13 protein-coding genes and 1 pseudogene are annotated in these 15,039 nt (G+C 46.2%); 4 read left to right on the top strand and 10 right to left on the bottom strand.

What is annotated here, in order from left to right; genetic code table 11:
* Positions 1-160: 160 nt before the first annotated feature.
* The 7 genes and pseudogenes from tatC to rmuC all read right to left on the bottom strand — a co-directional run bounded on the left by tatC (position 161) and on the right by rmuC (position 6,298).
* On the bottom strand, positions 161-913 hold the full coding sequence (gene tatC / locus IRQ95_RS21540; RefSeq protein ID WP_194439808.1) for a twin-arginine translocase subunit TatC: 753 nt from the start codon (positions 911-913) through the stop codon (positions 161-163).
* 154 nt (positions 914-1,067) lie between these two features.
* Positions 1,068-1,358, bottom strand: a pseudogene (gene tatB, locus IRQ95_RS21535) (Sec-independent protein translocase protein TatB); the annotation flags it as partial.
* A 3-nt stretch (positions 1,359-1,361) separates the two neighbouring features.
* A complete protein-coding gene (gene tatA, locus IRQ95_RS21530; protein WP_194439804.1) occupies positions 1,362-1,604 on the bottom strand; it encodes a Sec-independent protein translocase subunit TatA in 243 nt (80 codons plus the stop codon).
* Positions 1,605-1,653: 49 nt separating this feature from the next.
* Positions 1,654-3,288 (bottom strand): ubiquinone biosynthesis regulatory protein kinase UbiB, encoded by a 1,635-nt coding sequence (gene ubiB, locus IRQ95_RS21525; RefSeq protein WP_194439802.1) that lies wholly within the window; start codon positions 3,286-3,288, stop codon positions 1,654-1,656.
* Entirely contained in the window at positions 3,285-3,890 is a 606-nt protein-coding gene (locus tag IRQ95_RS21520; protein WP_194439800.1) for a ubiquinone biosynthesis accessory factor UbiJ, read from the bottom strand. The genes ubiB and IRQ95_RS21520 overlap by 4 nt, the downstream gene beginning before the upstream one ends.
* Before the next feature lie 10 nt (positions 3,891-3,900).
* Positions 3,901-4,683 (bottom strand): bifunctional demethylmenaquinone methyltransferase/2-methoxy-6-polyprenyl-1,4-benzoquinol methylase UbiE, encoded by a 783-nt coding sequence (ubiE, locus tag IRQ95_RS21515; protein ID WP_194439798.1) that lies wholly within the window; start codon positions 4,681-4,683, stop codon positions 3,901-3,903.
* Between the two features lie 64 nt (positions 4,684-4,747).
* A complete protein-coding gene (gene rmuC / locus IRQ95_RS21510; RefSeq protein ID WP_194439796.1) occupies positions 4,748-6,298 on the bottom strand; it encodes a DNA recombination protein RmuC in 1,551 nt (516 codons plus the stop codon).
* 162 nt (positions 6,299-6,460) lie between these two features.
* Between rmuC and IRQ95_RS21505 the strand changes: the two genes are divergently transcribed.
* On the top strand, positions 6,461-7,363 hold the full coding sequence (locus tag IRQ95_RS21505) for a DMT family transporter (RefSeq protein ID WP_194439794.1): 903 nt from the start codon (positions 6,461-6,463) through the stop codon (positions 7,361-7,363).
* A 242-nt stretch (positions 7,364-7,605) separates the two neighbouring features.
* Positions 7,606-11,040, top strand: coding sequence for a M66 family metalloprotease (locus IRQ95_RS21500; protein ID WP_194439792.1), 3,435 nt, complete (start codon positions 7,606-7,608; stop codon positions 11,038-11,040).
* Between the two features lie 66 nt (positions 11,041-11,106).
* Here the strand turns inward: IRQ95_RS21500 and IRQ95_RS21495 are convergent, their stop codons facing one another.
* The 3 genes from IRQ95_RS21495 to ftnA all read right to left on the bottom strand — a co-directional run bounded on the left by IRQ95_RS21495 (position 11,107) and on the right by ftnA (position 13,369).
* Positions 11,107-12,294, bottom strand: coding sequence for a BaiN/RdsA family NAD(P)/FAD-dependent oxidoreductase (locus IRQ95_RS21495; protein WP_194439791.1), 1,188 nt, complete (start codon positions 12,292-12,294; stop codon positions 11,107-11,109).
* Between the two features lie 153 nt (positions 12,295-12,447).
* The gene (gene uspB, locus IRQ95_RS21490) at positions 12,448-12,771 is read right to left on the bottom strand and encodes a universal stress protein UspB (RefSeq protein WP_194439789.1); all 324 of its coding nucleotides are present in this window, start codon (positions 12,769-12,771) and stop codon (positions 12,448-12,450) included.
* A 70-nt stretch (positions 12,772-12,841) separates the two neighbouring features.
* Positions 12,842-13,369, bottom strand: a complete 528-nt coding sequence (gene ftnA / locus IRQ95_RS21485; protein WP_194439787.1) for a non-heme ferritin — start codon at positions 13,367-13,369, stop codon at positions 12,842-12,844.
* Between the two features lie 130 nt (positions 13,370-13,499).
* On the opposite strand from ftnA, the gene uspA reads away from it, so the two are divergent.
* Together uspA and IRQ95_RS21475 are read left to right on the top strand one after the other, a co-directional pair.
* Positions 13,500-13,925: a universal stress protein UspA gene (gene uspA, locus IRQ95_RS21480; RefSeq protein WP_075647702.1), complete on the top strand. Its 426-nt coding sequence runs from the start codon at positions 13,500-13,502 to the stop codon at positions 13,923-13,925.
* Between the two features lie 59 nt (positions 13,926-13,984).
* On the top strand, positions 13,985-14,863 hold the full coding sequence (locus tag IRQ95_RS21475) for a carboxylate/amino acid/amine transporter (protein WP_194439785.1): 879 nt from the start codon (positions 13,985-13,987) through the stop codon (positions 14,861-14,863).
* The last annotated feature ends 176 nt before the right edge of the window (positions 14,864-15,039 follow it).

Raw genomic sequence — 15,039 nt, 5'->3', positions numbered from 1 at the left:
AAGGGTTGGTTCTATATAAGTCATGATAATCATCCTTGTGATTGCTTAGATGATCAGATCATGAAATTTAAAATTAGTTCAAAAAAATCCCCAAACCGTGGCTTGGGGATTTGTGTATAAGAGACAGGGCATGGCCAACCTTTTTTTGATGTTGCTATCATTACTCTTCGACTTGTTCTTCTTCGTCATCATCCTTACGGACATAGAAACGAGCAAAGAACAACCCCACCTCAAACAGCAAACACATTGGAATCGCTAATAACGTTTGCGAGATGATGTCAGGCGGTGTCAGTAACATACCGACAACGAACGCAATCACAATAATGTATGGACGCTTAGCACGCAGCTCCTCAGGTGAAGTCGCACCCGTCCAGCACAACAAGATAATCGCAACCGGTATTTCAAACGCAATACCGAACGCCATAAACAACGCGAGTACGAAATCAAGATAGCTGGAAATATCGGTAGCAAACTCTACTCCGCCCAGTGATATTGCAGTAAAGAAGCCAAATACCAACGGGAACACCACGAAATACGCAAATGAAACACCTGCGTAGAACAGCAGTGAACTAGAAAACATCAATGGCATGATCAAACGACGTTCATGCTTATACAAGCCCGGCGCAACAAAAGCCCAAACCTGATAAAGAATCAACGGTACGGCAATAAATACCGATGCAATCAAGGTCAATTTCAGCGGTGTAAAGAAAGGAGATGCGACATCAGTCGCGATCATTGTTGCCCCTTCAGGTAATTTGTCGACGAGTGGCTTTGAAACAAACTCGTAGATATCACCAGAAAAGTAGATTAAACCAAGAAATACCACCAACACTGCAAGTAACGCACGTAATAAACGATTACGCAGTTCCAGCAAATGGCTGATTAAAGGTTGTGTCTGCTCAACAGAAGGCATATCAAACCTCATTCTAGAAGATCAAAAAGGAGCCGCACGTCACGTGCAGCTCCTCACTTAAAGGCTACTCGGCTTTCTTATCTGCCGGTGCTATAGCTTGGCTAGTCTGTGTTTTTTCATCACTGACAACAGCCTCGGTCTCCGCAGCCTTTTGAGCGTAGGGACGTTGCACCTCTTGCGCAGCTTTCTTCAGTTCTTCCACCGAAGATTTCAACTCAGGCGATAGATCTTCCATCCCCATTTGTTCAGCTTTACGCAAGTTCTCTTGCAGTTCTTGCACCTTTAGTTCGTGAGAGATTTCATCTTTCACGTTATTTGCCATGGTTTTCGCTTGTGAAACAAAACGAGAAACACTGCGAATCGCATGTGGCAAACGCTCAGGGCCCAAGACAACGAGAGCAACGACAGATATTAATACCAGTTCCCAAAAACCGATATCAAACACGTGTTATGCCTGCTCTTTGTCTTTCTTAGTCTCAGCAGTCGCTTCAGTCTTCTGCTGTTCTAGATTTTTAGGTTCAAAATCAGCATCTTTTTTGTCTTGAGATGCCTCATCTTCGCTCATTGCTTTCTTAAAGCCTTTTACAGCACTACCTAAGTCGCCACCAATGTTGCGTAACTTCTTAGTACCAAACAGCAATACAACGATTACAGCAACAATCAATAGTTGCCAAATACTAATACCACCCATTTCATTTACCTCGGGTTCTATTAAACAAAATTATTCGTAAGTCTAACGCCTATCGGCGATAAGCTCGCCAACTGAACAACCAAAATGTGACACCCGCAATAGCACTGGCTGTCGATAGTTGTTCATAAGTGCTGTTAACCAATATTGCCGAGCATACGACTAATGTGGCACCAACACCAAATAAAAATTTACCGGTTGCCTGCTGACGCTTCGAGTCACGGTAACCTTGATAAAGCTGATCCATACGCTGATTCAGCGCTTTGCCTTGTCTGAGGCTGTCATAAAGCAGCTCTGGCAGCTCTGGTAATTTTTCAGCCCAAAACGGCGCGCGATCTTTCACCGCATTGATCACCGCTTGTGGACCCACTTGATTCATCATCCACGTTTCTAAGAAAGGTTTGGCTGTCGCCCACAAATCAAGTTGTGGGTATAGTTGACGACCTAAGCCTTCCACATAGAGCAGCGTTTTTTGTAGCAAGACCAATTGCGGCTGCACTTCCATCTCAAAACGACGTGCCGTGTTGAACAAGTTCAACAGTACATGACCGAATGAGATTTCACACAGTGGTTTAGCAAAAATTGGCTCACACACAATGCGAATCGCAAACTCAAACTCATCAATGTTGGTTTCACGTGGAACCCATCCTGATTCGACATGCAATTCTGCCACGCGGCGATAATCGCGATTGAAGAACGCTAAAAAGTTTTCCGCTAAGTAGCGTTTATCATCACTATTCAACGTACCGACAATGCCACAATCCAAACCAATCCACATCGGATTTTCTGGATGCTCAGGTTTAACGAATACGTTGCCTGGGTGCATGTCTGCATGGAAAAAGCTGTCTCGAAATACTTGGGTAAAGAATACGCTCACACCGCGCTCAGCCAACAGCTTCATATTAGTGCCATTGGCTTCTAAACCGGCGATGTCAGAAACCTGAATACCGTAGATGCGTTCCGATACCATCAAAGACTCACTGCTAAAATCAGGGAATACTTCGGGTACATACAGCTCTTCACTGCCTTCAAAGTTGCGGCGCAACTGAATCGCGTTTGCCGCCTCTCTTCTTAAGTCTAGTTCATCAAGCAGAGTCTTCTCATACTCGCGAACCACCTCAACGGGTTTTAAACGACGTGCTTCAGGCAGCGCCCTCGCGACTATACGCGCCATGCGATACATCAGTTTTAGATCTGCATCAATCACAGGGCGAATATCCGGTCGGATCACCTTTAAAACCACTTCTTCTCCACTCTCTTTTAGACGAGCGGTATGCACTTGAGCAATCGATGCCGAAGCAAGCGGTTTGATGTCAAAGTCGGTAAACCAGTTTTCCAGCGGACCACCAAGCGCCAGCTCCATCTGCTGCTTAGCCAGTTCACCATCAAACGGCGACACTTGGTCTTGCAACAGCGCGAGTGGATCGGCAATGTGTGGGGGAAACAGATCACGTCGAGTCGACATCATCTGACCAAACTTAATCCATACCGGACCAAGCTCTTGCAGTGCAAGGCGTAGGCGGTCACCCAACTCTTTGTCTGGGTGTTGATTCTTAAGCCAAAATAGCCCTTTACGAGCCAATAGTGGGGCTTTAGTCAGCTGATGATTAGGCAGTAATTCATCCACCCCATATTCGAGTTGGACTTTAATGATGCGGTATAGGCGACGAAGTTCAGACGGCGTCATACTCGCTCCAACAGTTGATTCAATTTTGCTTCCAAGCGTGCTGCTTGGCTTTTGACATCATCCACTTGGTCACAAAAATACGCCACTTCTAGTGGTGCTGGCGTTAGCTTCCACTCTTCAGTGATCACCTGACCAAGGTGGTTTTGATGTTTACTCGCTTGCGCTTTAACAAACTGACCAACTTGAGCCGCACCTTTGACTAAGGTATGCGCGACCACATCGCCAGTCACGCGCGATAACCACTCTTCGATATCGGGTTTACAGTCCGTCATCAGCTGCGAGAATTTCTGCGCCAGTTGAATGTCACCTTCTAAAATCAACTTATCTTGCTTAATCAGCTTAGTGATATTGGCTTGCTCACGAAGTTCAGGCAATACCGATAAATTGAGCGATAAGTAACAATCAGGTTGCCCTTCATAGTGAGCCAACACATCGATTTGTTGGCTAAAGACAAACGTTAGCGTCTTGTTAAGCTCTTTGAGATGAACTTGAATCACTTGCCCTTTCAGACGAGCAAGACGACGACCCAATTCCGGGTCATCTTTAATTAGCGTGTTGAGCGTCGTTTCAATAACGGCGGTCACTAATGGATCGAACGGCATAACAACCCTTTTAGAACTTGTAACCGCGGTGCAATGCAACAATACCGCCAGTTAGGTTGTAGTAACTGGTCTGTTCAAAGCCAGCGTCATCCATCATGCCCTTCAGTGTTTCTTGATCTGGGTGCATGCGGATAGATTCAGCAAGGTAACGGTAACTCTCTGCGTCATTTGCCACTAGCTCACCCATTTTTGGTAGTAAGTGGAATGAGTATGCATCATACACTTTAGACAGCGGGTCAAGAATCGGTTTAGAGAACTCAAGTACTAACAGACGACCACCGGGCTTAAGCACACGGAACATAGAGCGCAGAGCTTTATCTTTGTCTGTCACGTTACGAAGACAGAAGCTAATCGTGATCACATCAAAGTAATCATCTGGGAATGGCAATTCTTCTGCGTTCGCTTGTACGTAATGCACGTTGCCCACTACGCCGATATCACGCAGCTTATCACGACCCACATTAAGCATTGAGTTGTTGATGTCAGCCAACACGACATGACCTTTGTCACCAACAATGCGTGAGAATTTAGCGGTTAAGTCACCAGTACCACCACCAAGGTCAAGTACACGTTGACCCGGACGAGCGCCACTGCAATCAATCGTGAAACGCTTCCACAAACGATGCACACCACCAGACATTAAGTCGTTCATAATGTCGTACTTTGCGGCTACCGAGTGAAATACTTGAGCCACTTTAGCGACTTTCTCTTCTTTGGCTACGGTAGTGAAACCAAAGTGGGTGGTTTCGGCTGTTTCTAATGCTGTATTTGACTGCACGCTTGTATCCGTCATTGTGATTCCTCTTCGAGCAGCTCAATAAAACTCTTCATACGTCATAGGTCTGAGCTGCGGTCGATTAGTTTACTTTATCCTCAGCCGGATGTCTTTCTAACTGCGGTGCATTTTCAGCCAAATATTCATTTTCTGACACATCTTGGCCATGCGCGAGTTCTGCAATACTTGGCGAGATTGGGCGTTTCACTTCCACCCCTAGCTGTTTAAAGCTTTCCGCTTGGCGAATCACGTTGCCGCGTCCGGTCGCTAACTTATTCATCGCACCTTGATAACTCTGGTTAGCGCGATCTAGTGCACCGCCCAAACCTTCCATATCTTCAACAAACAAACGCAGCTTGTCATACAACTTACTCGCGCGCTCAGCGATAATCTTCGCGTTCTGGTTCTGTCTATCATTACGCCATAAGTTATCAATCGTTCTTAGTGCCACCAGCAGAGTGGTTGGGCTAACTAAGATAATGTTGTGCTCCATGGCATCTTTAACCAAACTCGGATCCGCTTGAATCGCCACTTGGAACGCCGGCTCAACCGGGATAAACATCAGCACATAATCGAGACTACGAATCCCTTTAAGTTGATGATAATCCTTATGGCTTAGCCCTTTAATGTGGTTGCGCAGCGCAAGTAAGTGGTCACTTAGCGCACGCTCACGATCGTGATCGGTTTGTGCATTAAAGTAGCGCTCAAAGGCCACCAGCACCATTTTCGAGTCAATCACCACTTGTTTATCTTGCGGTAAATGTACGATAACGTCTGGCTGATACCGCTTGCCGGCCTCGTTTTGCAAACTAACTTGAGTTTGATACTCATGCCCTTCACGCAAACCCGACTCAGCCAATACGCGTGCCAGAACCACTTCACCCCAGTTGCCCTGCTGCTTATTGTCGCCTTTCAATGCTTGAGTCAGATTAACCGCTTCGCGAGTCATTTGTTCATTCAATCGCTGTAGATTTTTTAGCTCATGTACTAAGGTGTGACGCTCTTTGGCTTCAAAGTTAAAACTGTCGTTGACTTGGCGTTTAAAACCTTCCAATTGTTCTTTTAGTGGACCTAACAAACCTTCCAAACTTTGGCGGTTTTGTTGATCAACCTTGGCCGTTTTCGTTTCAAACAGCTGATTGGCTAGGTGTTCAAATTGCTGCTTTAGACGCTCTTCGGCTTTTTCTAGTAGTTGCAGTTTCTCTTGGCTAGCCAGTTGCGCTTGCTGGTGACGCGCTTCTTGTTCACGCAGTTGTGCCTCTAGTTGTGATTTTTGCTCGCGTACTTGAATCAGATCATCAGCATACTGCTGACGCTCCTGCTTTACCGCCTCGAAATAGCGTAGTTTTTCCATCACCGCCATCAGTTTTCCGTGCGATTGTTTAATTTCATACGCGGCTTTGTCGCGATCTTCATCCAGCTCATCAAGCTCTTGTTGCGCTTCACTAAGTGACTGTTTTAGCTGACTGATCTGTGAGTCTGCCAATTGCTGATTGGATTCTAATTGCTGCTCGAGCAGTTGGCTTTCTAAGCTTAATTTTTGCTTTACCCACCAACTGACTGCCACTCCACTGATTACGGCGCCACCAAGGGCACTCAATAACACGCTTTGGTTCTCGATAATCCATTGCATAATAAGGCGTTAACTCTTTTCTATTGCTTGCAAATAATGGTATTTCACCACTGGATAAATGTCCAGTTTGTCGGTTAGATAATCAGCAGATACACTTAGCTCCCCGTACACTGTGCGAATGGTTCGCTGGGTGCGTTTTTGCTTGCTATATGAAGGAACACTATGAACGAGCGCCGCGCGTTGGGGTTTGGTTTGTCTGCAGTTTTGCTCTGGTCGACAGTTGCAACCGCATTTAAATTGACTCTGGCTGAATTTACTCCAATCCAAATGCTGACAATTGCCAGTATTGTCTCTGCTCTGGTTTTAATCGTTATCTGCGGCGTACAAGGTAAGCTTGCTTCCCTCTCTGCCGTTTTTCTCTCTAACCCTTGGTACTATTTGCTACTGGGTTTAATCAACCCCTTGGCTTATTACGTCATTTTGTTTAAAGCCTATGAATTGTTGCCAGCATCACAAGCACAAGCGATTAACTACAGTTGGGCGATCACGTTAACCTTAATGGCCGCGGTTTTTCTTGGTCAGCAGATCCGTAAACAAGATTGGATAGCATGTGTTCTAAGCTACTTTGGCGTAGTGGTGATTGCCACTAAAGGCGACATTCTCGGGCTCAATTTTGAAAGCCCGCTTGGCGTAGGATTAGCGCTGCTTTCAACCCTGCTTTGGGCTGGCTACTGGATTCTAAATACCAAAAATAAAGCCGATCCTGTAGTGGGTGTATTACTCGGATTTTTAGTCGCCATCCCTTTTGCGATTGGTCTGAGTATTTGGGAAGGTGCCAGTTGGAGCCAAATCACCCCTTCTGGCTGGCTGGCCGTGACCTATGTGGGTTTGTTTGAAATGGGCATCACTTTTGTATTGTGGTTAAGTGCATTAAAACTCACGCAAAACACCGCGCGTATTAGCAACCTTATTTTTGCCTCACCGTTTATCTCACTGATTTTGCTAGCAACCATTATTGGTGAAAGCATCCACCCAACCACTTTGATTGGCTTGGTGCTGATTGTTGCTGGCTTGGTGATTCAACAGATGAAATTTAAGGCTAAATTAGCCACCAGCGCAGAGTGAAAAACGAAAACATAAAGCCACCTTCTGGTGGCTTTTTCGTACCTAAAACTATATCAACCAATAAAAATTGCATTTTAAACCAACAGCTTAATGGTCAAATTGGCAGCAGAGTCCAAATTTCAAGTTTTATTTTTGCATCAAGATCTAGCATTTTCGATCAATTTTCCCGACTCGTTAACATCCCAACCATAATCCCCGCGAATCTATTCAACGCATTTATCAATAATAATAAGGAATAATGCATGAGACTTTCGCAACTCTCTCTTTTGATCGGGGGTGTTCTAGCTTGCTCACACGTAGCCGCAGAGACACTTAACCTGTCGCAACTGGGTGCACAAGTGCAACAGCAGCTGTTTGCTATGCAGCAACTGGCAACGGATGACAGCAACATTGTCGTTCACCAAGATGGTCGCCGCTTCTTGCAATACCAAGGCAAGCAGTATTGGGTAAACCATGAGAGCTTCCCAAAGTTCCCACTCAACGATGCTGGCGGTGAATACTCGACCGCTTTCCCTTTTGTCGACAGTAACTGGGAATACATTGCCTACAATGGTGGTTTCTATTTAATGCATCGTGAACTTGGCGTGATGAACGCTAACGACACCGGTTGCTACGTGGAGTATCTGCCAGCAAGCCGTGGTTCACAACTCGAAGACGGCAGTTACATCACTGAGTCCGACATGATTCTGCGTACGGTAATGTCAGACTGTGGTGAGCTGGCGATGCCAAACCTTGAATCATTCAAAGTCGGTTCTCTGTCTGATATCGGCGTGGAACTGACTTGGGATCAACATCATCCGAATAATAACTATGTTATCAATCTCACCGCGCGACCTGCCAACAGCTCACCGATCGTTTACCGCTACCGCACCAGCGAGCCGGGTCTTTATATCAGTGATTTAGAGCCAGACACCCGCTACGAAGTTGAGATTGAAGCGTGTAATGATTTGGGCTGCGCTAAACAACAATTGAGCTTCACGACTTTAGCTGAGCGTCTCGCCTACAACGATAGCCGCACAGCAGTAAACCACCTTTCAGGCTCGCTGCGTGCGCATATTAACTTTACTCAAACCCACACCAGCGTGATGCCAAACGGCAACGATGAACTCAATCACCCTAACCTAGTGATGGATCGTGCTGCACTGCTATTGGTGACACCAAATCAACCAGCCATTCAGCAGATGTGGGTAGAGGTTGAACTGGATGGTATTAGCCAAGGTCGCTTTGCGCTGCTACCACCGAGTGCCCTAGCCGATACAGACCAACCTGATAACGGTCGCAGCAAAGTAGTCTTCTCGAAATACGCTTGGAGCTTACCGCTGCAATGGGATTGGATGAAACCAGGATTGTCGCTTAAGTTCAGTGACAACCGTGGTCGTGAAGGTGTACTAGAGCAAAATGATTTAGTGTTCGCTGGCGCGCCTGAAATGGTGATTCAGAACATCGATATCGGTATGTTGGTCGAACCACGCGATCAGTACGAAATGATCGACCGTATGCCTGAACTGGCGACAGACTACTTCCAAAAAATTCCAGTATCCAAACTGGTCATGGCAGACTACACACCACTGCACCTGCGCAAAGTTACGCTACCCAATGGCAAGGTTTATACCAGAGCCAGCGAATACGACAAACCTGGGGTTTACGCTGGTGACATGCGTGAATACATTGGTAAGCGTCTGATTTCAATGGGTATCAATAATGCTAACTTTGGTATCGTTGACACCGCCGGTGGTAGCGCACACTGGGCTCGTCCATTTAGTCATATTACTGCGCACAACAACCGCGGACGCTACCTAGCCGAAGATGAAGATGGCAACATCACCTCAAGTGTTATCCACCATGGTTTAAGTGGTGGCGGCGGTATGGTGACCTTAAGTGGCACCCGTGGTAACGAATGGTCTCACGAGCTGGGTCACAACTACGGTCGTGGTCACCATCCGAAAAACGCTTCAATCCACGATATGGAATCTGGCTGGGGTTGGGACGCGCGCTATAACCGCTTTATCGGCAACCTACACTGGTCTGATGCGGCGCAAACCGTGACCAATACCAATAGTGGCGAGAGCGTTGAACCCTTTGCTGATCAATTCCGCTTTATGCGCGAAGCAATGGGTGGCGGTGAAAGTGCACGTACTGGCTTGATCAGTAACTACACCTTAGAGCATCCCATTGCCGCACGCGTAACGCAAAACTGGTTTAACGGTGCGAGCAACGTCGATACCAATAGCGCAACGGGCTACTCAGCGTGGGATCAAGAGACTCAACGTTACGTCGAATCTGCAACCAATCAACGCGCAGTCAGTGAGAAAGGCGTGCCAGTGATCACCGTACTCGGTATCTACGACCCAACTGAAGCGAACCCAAGCCAGATCTACCCACTGATCTACTCAAACTACGGCAACCTGTTTGAATTACCAGAGCCGAGCAACATCCCAGCACAACGTGAAGGTTGGGTCGCTGCCGGTACTATTACTGCCGAAGATCGCCTCAACACCGAATGGCAAACCATCAAAGTGGACAATCAGTGGTTGCCACTGTGTCAGTTTAGCTACACCAGCCAAGGCGGTACGCAAGCTAACTTTATTGGCTATGAAGAAGGTGAACAGTGCCGTGTAACCAGCGAAATGGTTTGGCATATTGATGGTCAAACAGAAGTGCCTGTCTCTGAATCGCTACAATACCAACTGCTGGCAAGCAAAGGCGAACTGGTCGGCAATATTACTTACACACCAACCCCTGAGCTGGGTGAAATGACGCTGTGTAGCCTCAATAAGCCAGGTACCGGTCACGATGGTGCGGGCTTCCTTGCGGACAACAAGTGTAAGCAAATTGATGGCATGAAGCACAGCAATGGCGCACTTTGGGCTTACGCAACTCACCAAGGTGGCATTGACCAATACCAAGTGGAATCACAGAAGCAGTGTCAGCTAGTGGTTGAAAACCAAGATGGATCGGTCGATAAAATTGCACTTCATGGCAAACGCTACAGCAGCGGTGAAAGCAACAAGTTCCACCTCAATTTACCAGCGGAACGTCATCCAGAGCGCATCAGTATTGAATGTTCTGGCGCAGAAGGCAGCACAGCTATTCTCGATACGGTACTGACGCCACGTAACCCGGCAGCAGACGAGTTAGTCGGTCCGGTGATTGTGGGACAAGAAAACGGTTACCGAGATTTTGATGTCGACATGCCGAGCGGTTGGATGGCTCACAACGAGCAATTTAATCCAGCGGAACTCACGGCAAATCAACGCAGCTACTTGGCAACCATGCGCTTAGGCGAGAAGTCTGAGTATGTGTGTCGCTTCCCGATGACGATCAATGGCAACGAAAAACTATTGCATGGTTACGTTGAATCATTTGGCAACGGTGACTACCAATGTACTGGCGGCAGTGATATTACGGTGCGTGATAACCAAGGTGAACGTGAGATGGTTTCAGAACTTAACCAGTTTGAATGGTTGTCACTGTACGACCGCAGCCAAGTGGGTGCACCAGTGATCGCTTCACCACAGTCTAATGCCACGTTGTGTAGCCTAACTAAAGGCGGTGAGTGGTACGGGGTTGGCTTCGTCAATGCCGGTGGGCAATGTGTACAAGAACCAGAAGTTTACTGGTCTAATGGCAACCAATGGATTTTCTCTAGTGGTTACGCCGTACATCAATACCGCTAATCGCATTTAAAACCAATATCAAAGGGCGCCTCGGCGCCCTTTGATTTCAGAAAATAAACTTAACGATTAAGCGTGCTGCCCAGCAACAAAACCTGAGCTCCAACACCATTGGAAGTTGTAACCGCCCAACCAGCCAGTCACATCCATCACTTCACCAATAAAGAACAAGCCCTTCACTTGCTTACACTCCATGGTTTTCGACGAGAGATGATCGGTATCAACCCCACCTAAAGTCACTTCTGCGGTGCGGTAACCTTCTGTGCCATTTGGTGCAATCTGCCAATTTTCTAGGTATTCGGTGACCTGCTTAAGCTGCTTTTCATTAAATTGTTTAAGCGGTTTGTCTTCCAGCTCTTTACGCTCAATCATCACTTCAACCAAACGTTTCGGCAGCACTTTCGCCAGCGTGTTTTTCAAACTCTGATTTGGGTGCTTCTCTCTTGATGCTGTAAGCAATTGCTCAACGTCCGCTTCCGGCACTAGGTTGATAGTCACTTGCTGACCGGCTTTCCAGAACGATGAGATTTGCAACACCGCAGGACCTGATAAACCACGATGGGTAAATAGCAGTGCCTCTTTAAAGACCGTACCATCTTGGGCAGTAATTTCAGCCGGAATCGCGATACCTGACAGCGCTTCGAAATCTTCTTTATCTTGCTTATGCAAAGTAAACGGTACTAAGCCTGCGGTGGTTGACACCACGGGTAAACCAAACTGCTCAGCAATCTTGTAACCAAACGGCGTCGCGCCCAGTTTTGGCATCGACAAACCACCGGTGGCCACCACCAGCGACTGACACTCAATCTGATTGGTATTGGCATGTAAACTAAAGCCTTGCTCGGTTTGCTCTATCTGATGAATATCTTGTTGGTAGCGCAACTGAACTTTGGCGTTCTGACACTCATCAAGCAGCATGCTGACGATTTGCTTCGCTGAATCGAGACAGAATAACTGACCATGATCGCGCTCTTCAAACTCAATACCGTATTTACTCACCATCGAGATAAAATCCCAGTTGGTGTACTGAGACAGCGCTGACTTAACAAAATGTGGATTGCGGCACAGGTAGTTATTCGAACTGACATCATAGTTAGTGAAGTTACAGCGGCCACCACCAGAAATTAGGATTTTACGCCCTGGTTTTTTCGCATGATCAAGTACCAAGACTTTGCGTCCACGCTTGCCTGCTTCTGCGGCACACATTAAACCAGCAGCGCCAGCGCCTATAATGACGACGTCAAATTTCTCACTCATGATGACTTACTCAAACAACCTTAAACGCAAATAAAAAAGGATGTGCAGTTTTGCACATCCTTGCTAATCGAGGCGCTATTCTAGCGATTCTTTGACTGATTGCCAATTAATCAACCGATACTAGTTATCAAGGCTATTAATAAAACCACACTGTCAGAGGATAAAGGCAGCGAGCAGTGTTACACCAAGCAAAGCCATCGTTAGAATAAATAGCTCTCTCACGCGAGCGCACTTAGAAGTAAAGACCGGGTCATGATGATGGTGATACTCTTTCGTCTTGAGATAAGAGTAGAGCTTGAATTGCTTGCTCATATTGCCATGGGTGGTAAAAAAACCACCACCATCGACTTGCTGATAAAGCAAGGGGTGAGCTTCTCGCATAACGTAAATAAGCGATCGCAACGCGGTCAAGTATCTAGCTAAGTTAACTAAACTAACCAGCATAAGTACGAATAGAATGGTGTCTGCACTGATCATCTTTCCTCCCTACACCTTCTATACATGCCCGAAGAAAAGACGATCCGATTAGAGTGTCTTTGGCTGTTAACTAAGCAGCCGGGGCATCCATGACAGAAGATGAACCTTCTTTTGCTAAAGCTGCCAGATCTTTATCGATAAAGAACAGTGCTTTGCCGTCTTCACCAACAAGTTCTAGCTTATCTAATATCCCTTTAAATAACTTCTCTTCCTCGTGCTGCTCAGCAACGTACCACTGTAAGAAGTTGAATGTTGAATAGTCTTGTGACGTAAACGATAAATGAGCCAGCTTATTGATTTTTTCAGTAATCATCTGCTCATGCTCATAGGTTTCACGGAATACATCACCTAGGCTATCAAACTGGTGCTTAGGCGCTTCTATCGCCCCGAGAATTGGCATTGCACCCGTTTCACTCACGTAAGTGAACAAACGCTGCATGTGCTCCATCTCTTCTACGGCGTGAGCGCGTAAAAATTCAGCCGCGCCATCGAATCCTTTATCTTCACACCAAGCACTCATTTGTAAGTATAGATTGGATGAAAAAAATTCGAGGTTAATTTGTTCATTCAATTGATCAACCATTGCCTGTGACAGCATGTTCAACTCCTAATATTCTTGCAAGTGACTAAACTATAACACGATCCTTAGAGAGATATGAGATCGCTCTAGCATAATTTTTAGACGACCAGTGCTAACCTTAAATCAAAGTCCTAGAGGAGATAGCATTATGAGTTATCAACATATTTTAGTTGCAATTGACCTGTCTGAAGACAGCAAACATTTGGTGGAAAAAGCTGTCTCTTTAGCAAAACCACTTAACGCCGATGTCTCTTTTATTCATATTGATGTCAACTACGCCGAACTGTATACCGGGCTAATCGATATCAACATGGCAGAGACCCAGCACAAAGCGACCGAAGCTTCCCAACAGCAATTACAAAACCTTGCTGATCACGCCGACTACCCGATTAAGCATACGCTTGTTGGTAGTGGCGACCTAGGTAACGAACTGTGCGAAAACATTGGTGAATATAAAGTAGATTTAGTGGTCTGTGGCCATCACCAAGATTTCTGGAGCAAGTTACTTTCATCGACACGTCAATTAATAAATTGTACGCCGGTCGATTTGTTGGTTGTACCACTTAAGGATTGATCGCACTGCGAATAGATCTCGTTTAGACTGACGGCTGGTATCATTCATTGGTATAGATTATGGGTTATCTATCAGCCGTCACTTTATTGTGGGCGTTTTCATTTAGCTTGATCGGGGTTTATCTTGCCGGTCAGGTCGACTCTTGGTTTTCAGTGCTGATGCGTGTGGCACTGGCAAGCGTCGTGTTCTTACCTTTTATTAAGTTTAAAGGTGTAAGCAAATCACTGATCAGTAAGTTAATGGTCGTGGGCGGCTTTCAGCTTGGCTTGATGTACTGCTTCTACTACCAATCTTTTCTACTCCTTTCTGTACCAGAAGTACTACTTTTCACCGTCTTTACGCCAATTTACGTCACGCTAATTTACGACTTACTCAAGAAGCGTTTTTCGCCTTGGTATTTAGTCACGGCGGCAATCGCCGTTGCTGGCGCTGCCGTAATTAAATTTGCTGGCATCAATGAAAACTTCCTAATGGGCTTTCTAGTGGTACAAGGTGCTAACCTTTGTTTCGCCATCGGTCAGGTCGGTTACAAATACATTATGGAAACCGAACAAGTAGAATTGCCGCAACACGCGGTATTTGGTTATTTCTATCTCGGTGCTCTGGTCGTCGCAACGGTTGCCTTTACACTGATGGGCAATATAGACAAGTTACCAACCACTAACACTCAGTGGGGTATTCTGATTTACCTAGGTTTAATTGCTTCAGGTCTCGGTTACTTCGCGTGGAATAAAGGGGCGACGATGGTTAACGCTGGTGCGTTAGCCGTCATGAATAATGCGCTGGTGCCAGCAGGCTTAATCGTCAACATCGTTATTTGGAATCGAGATGTCGACCTACTACGACTCGGTATCGGCGGTGCCATTATCATGTTGTCGTTATGGGTCAACGAAACCTGGGTAAAACGTCGCGTCGCACGTGACTACGCGTCGGTTTAAAGCTGCTTATCATTCCAGATACAAATAGCCCGCGATAATCGCGGGCTCAGACTGCTGACAAAGGTCTAGCTTTCGAGCTAGACCTTTGATCTAATAGGGGTATCGAAATATGGATACTCCGATATGCTTCAAGAACCGACTCCGCAACAATACGAACTGGAAATGGTAACGATGGA

Origin of the sequence: Vibrio fluminensis, assembly GCF_015278125.1 — a bacterium.
GTDB classification, from domain to species: Bacteria; Pseudomonadota; Gammaproteobacteria; order Enterobacterales; family Vibrionaceae; genus Vibrio; species Vibrio fluminensis.
Note: the sequence above shows the minus strand (reverse complement) of the source record. Positions and strands in the feature narration are given on the sequence as shown.

Excerpts from the sequence above, each read along its gene's own strand:
- tatC (WP_194439808.1), bottom strand. The coding sequence starts at position 913 with ATGCCTTCTGTTGAGCAGACACAACCTTTAATCAGCCATTTGCTGGAA.
- tatA (WP_194439804.1), bottom strand. The coding sequence starts at position 1,604 with ATGGGTGGTATTAGTATTTGGCAACTATTGATTGTTGCTGTAATCGTT.
- ubiB (WP_194439802.1), bottom strand. The coding sequence starts at position 3,288 with ATGACGCCGTCTGAACTTCGTCGCCTATACCGCATCATTAAAGTCCAA.
- IRQ95_RS21520 (WP_194439800.1), bottom strand. The coding sequence starts at position 3,890 with ATGCCGTTCGATCCATTAGTGACCGCCGTTATTGAAACGACGCTCAAC.
- ubiE (WP_194439798.1), bottom strand. The coding sequence starts at position 4,683 with ATGACGGATACAAGCGTGCAGTCAAATACAGCATTAGAAACAGCCGAA.
- rmuC (WP_194439796.1), bottom strand. The coding sequence starts at position 6,298 with ATGCAATGGATTATCGAGAACCAAAGCGTGTTATTGAGTGCCCTTGGT.
- IRQ95_RS21505 (WP_194439794.1), top strand. The coding sequence starts at position 6,461 with ATGAACGAGCGCCGCGCGTTGGGGTTTGGTTTGTCTGCAGTTTTGCTC.
- IRQ95_RS21500 (WP_194439792.1), top strand. The coding sequence starts at position 7,606 with ATGAGACTTTCGCAACTCTCTCTTTTGATCGGGGGTGTTCTAGCTTGC.
- IRQ95_RS21495 (WP_194439791.1), bottom strand. The coding sequence starts at position 12,294 with ATGAGTGAGAAATTTGACGTCGTCATTATAGGCGCTGGCGCTGCTGGT.
- uspB (WP_194439789.1), bottom strand. The coding sequence starts at position 12,771 with ATGATCAGTGCAGACACCATTCTATTCGTACTTATGCTGGTTAGTTTA.
- ftnA (WP_194439787.1), bottom strand. The coding sequence starts at position 13,369 with ATGCTGTCACAGGCAATGGTTGATCAATTGAATGAACAAATTAACCTC.
- uspA (WP_075647702.1), top strand. The coding sequence starts at position 13,500 with ATGAGTTATCAACATATTTTAGTTGCAATTGACCTGTCTGAAGACAGC.
- IRQ95_RS21475 (WP_194439785.1), top strand. The coding sequence starts at position 13,985 with ATGGGTTATCTATCAGCCGTCACTTTATTGTGGGCGTTTTCATTTAGC.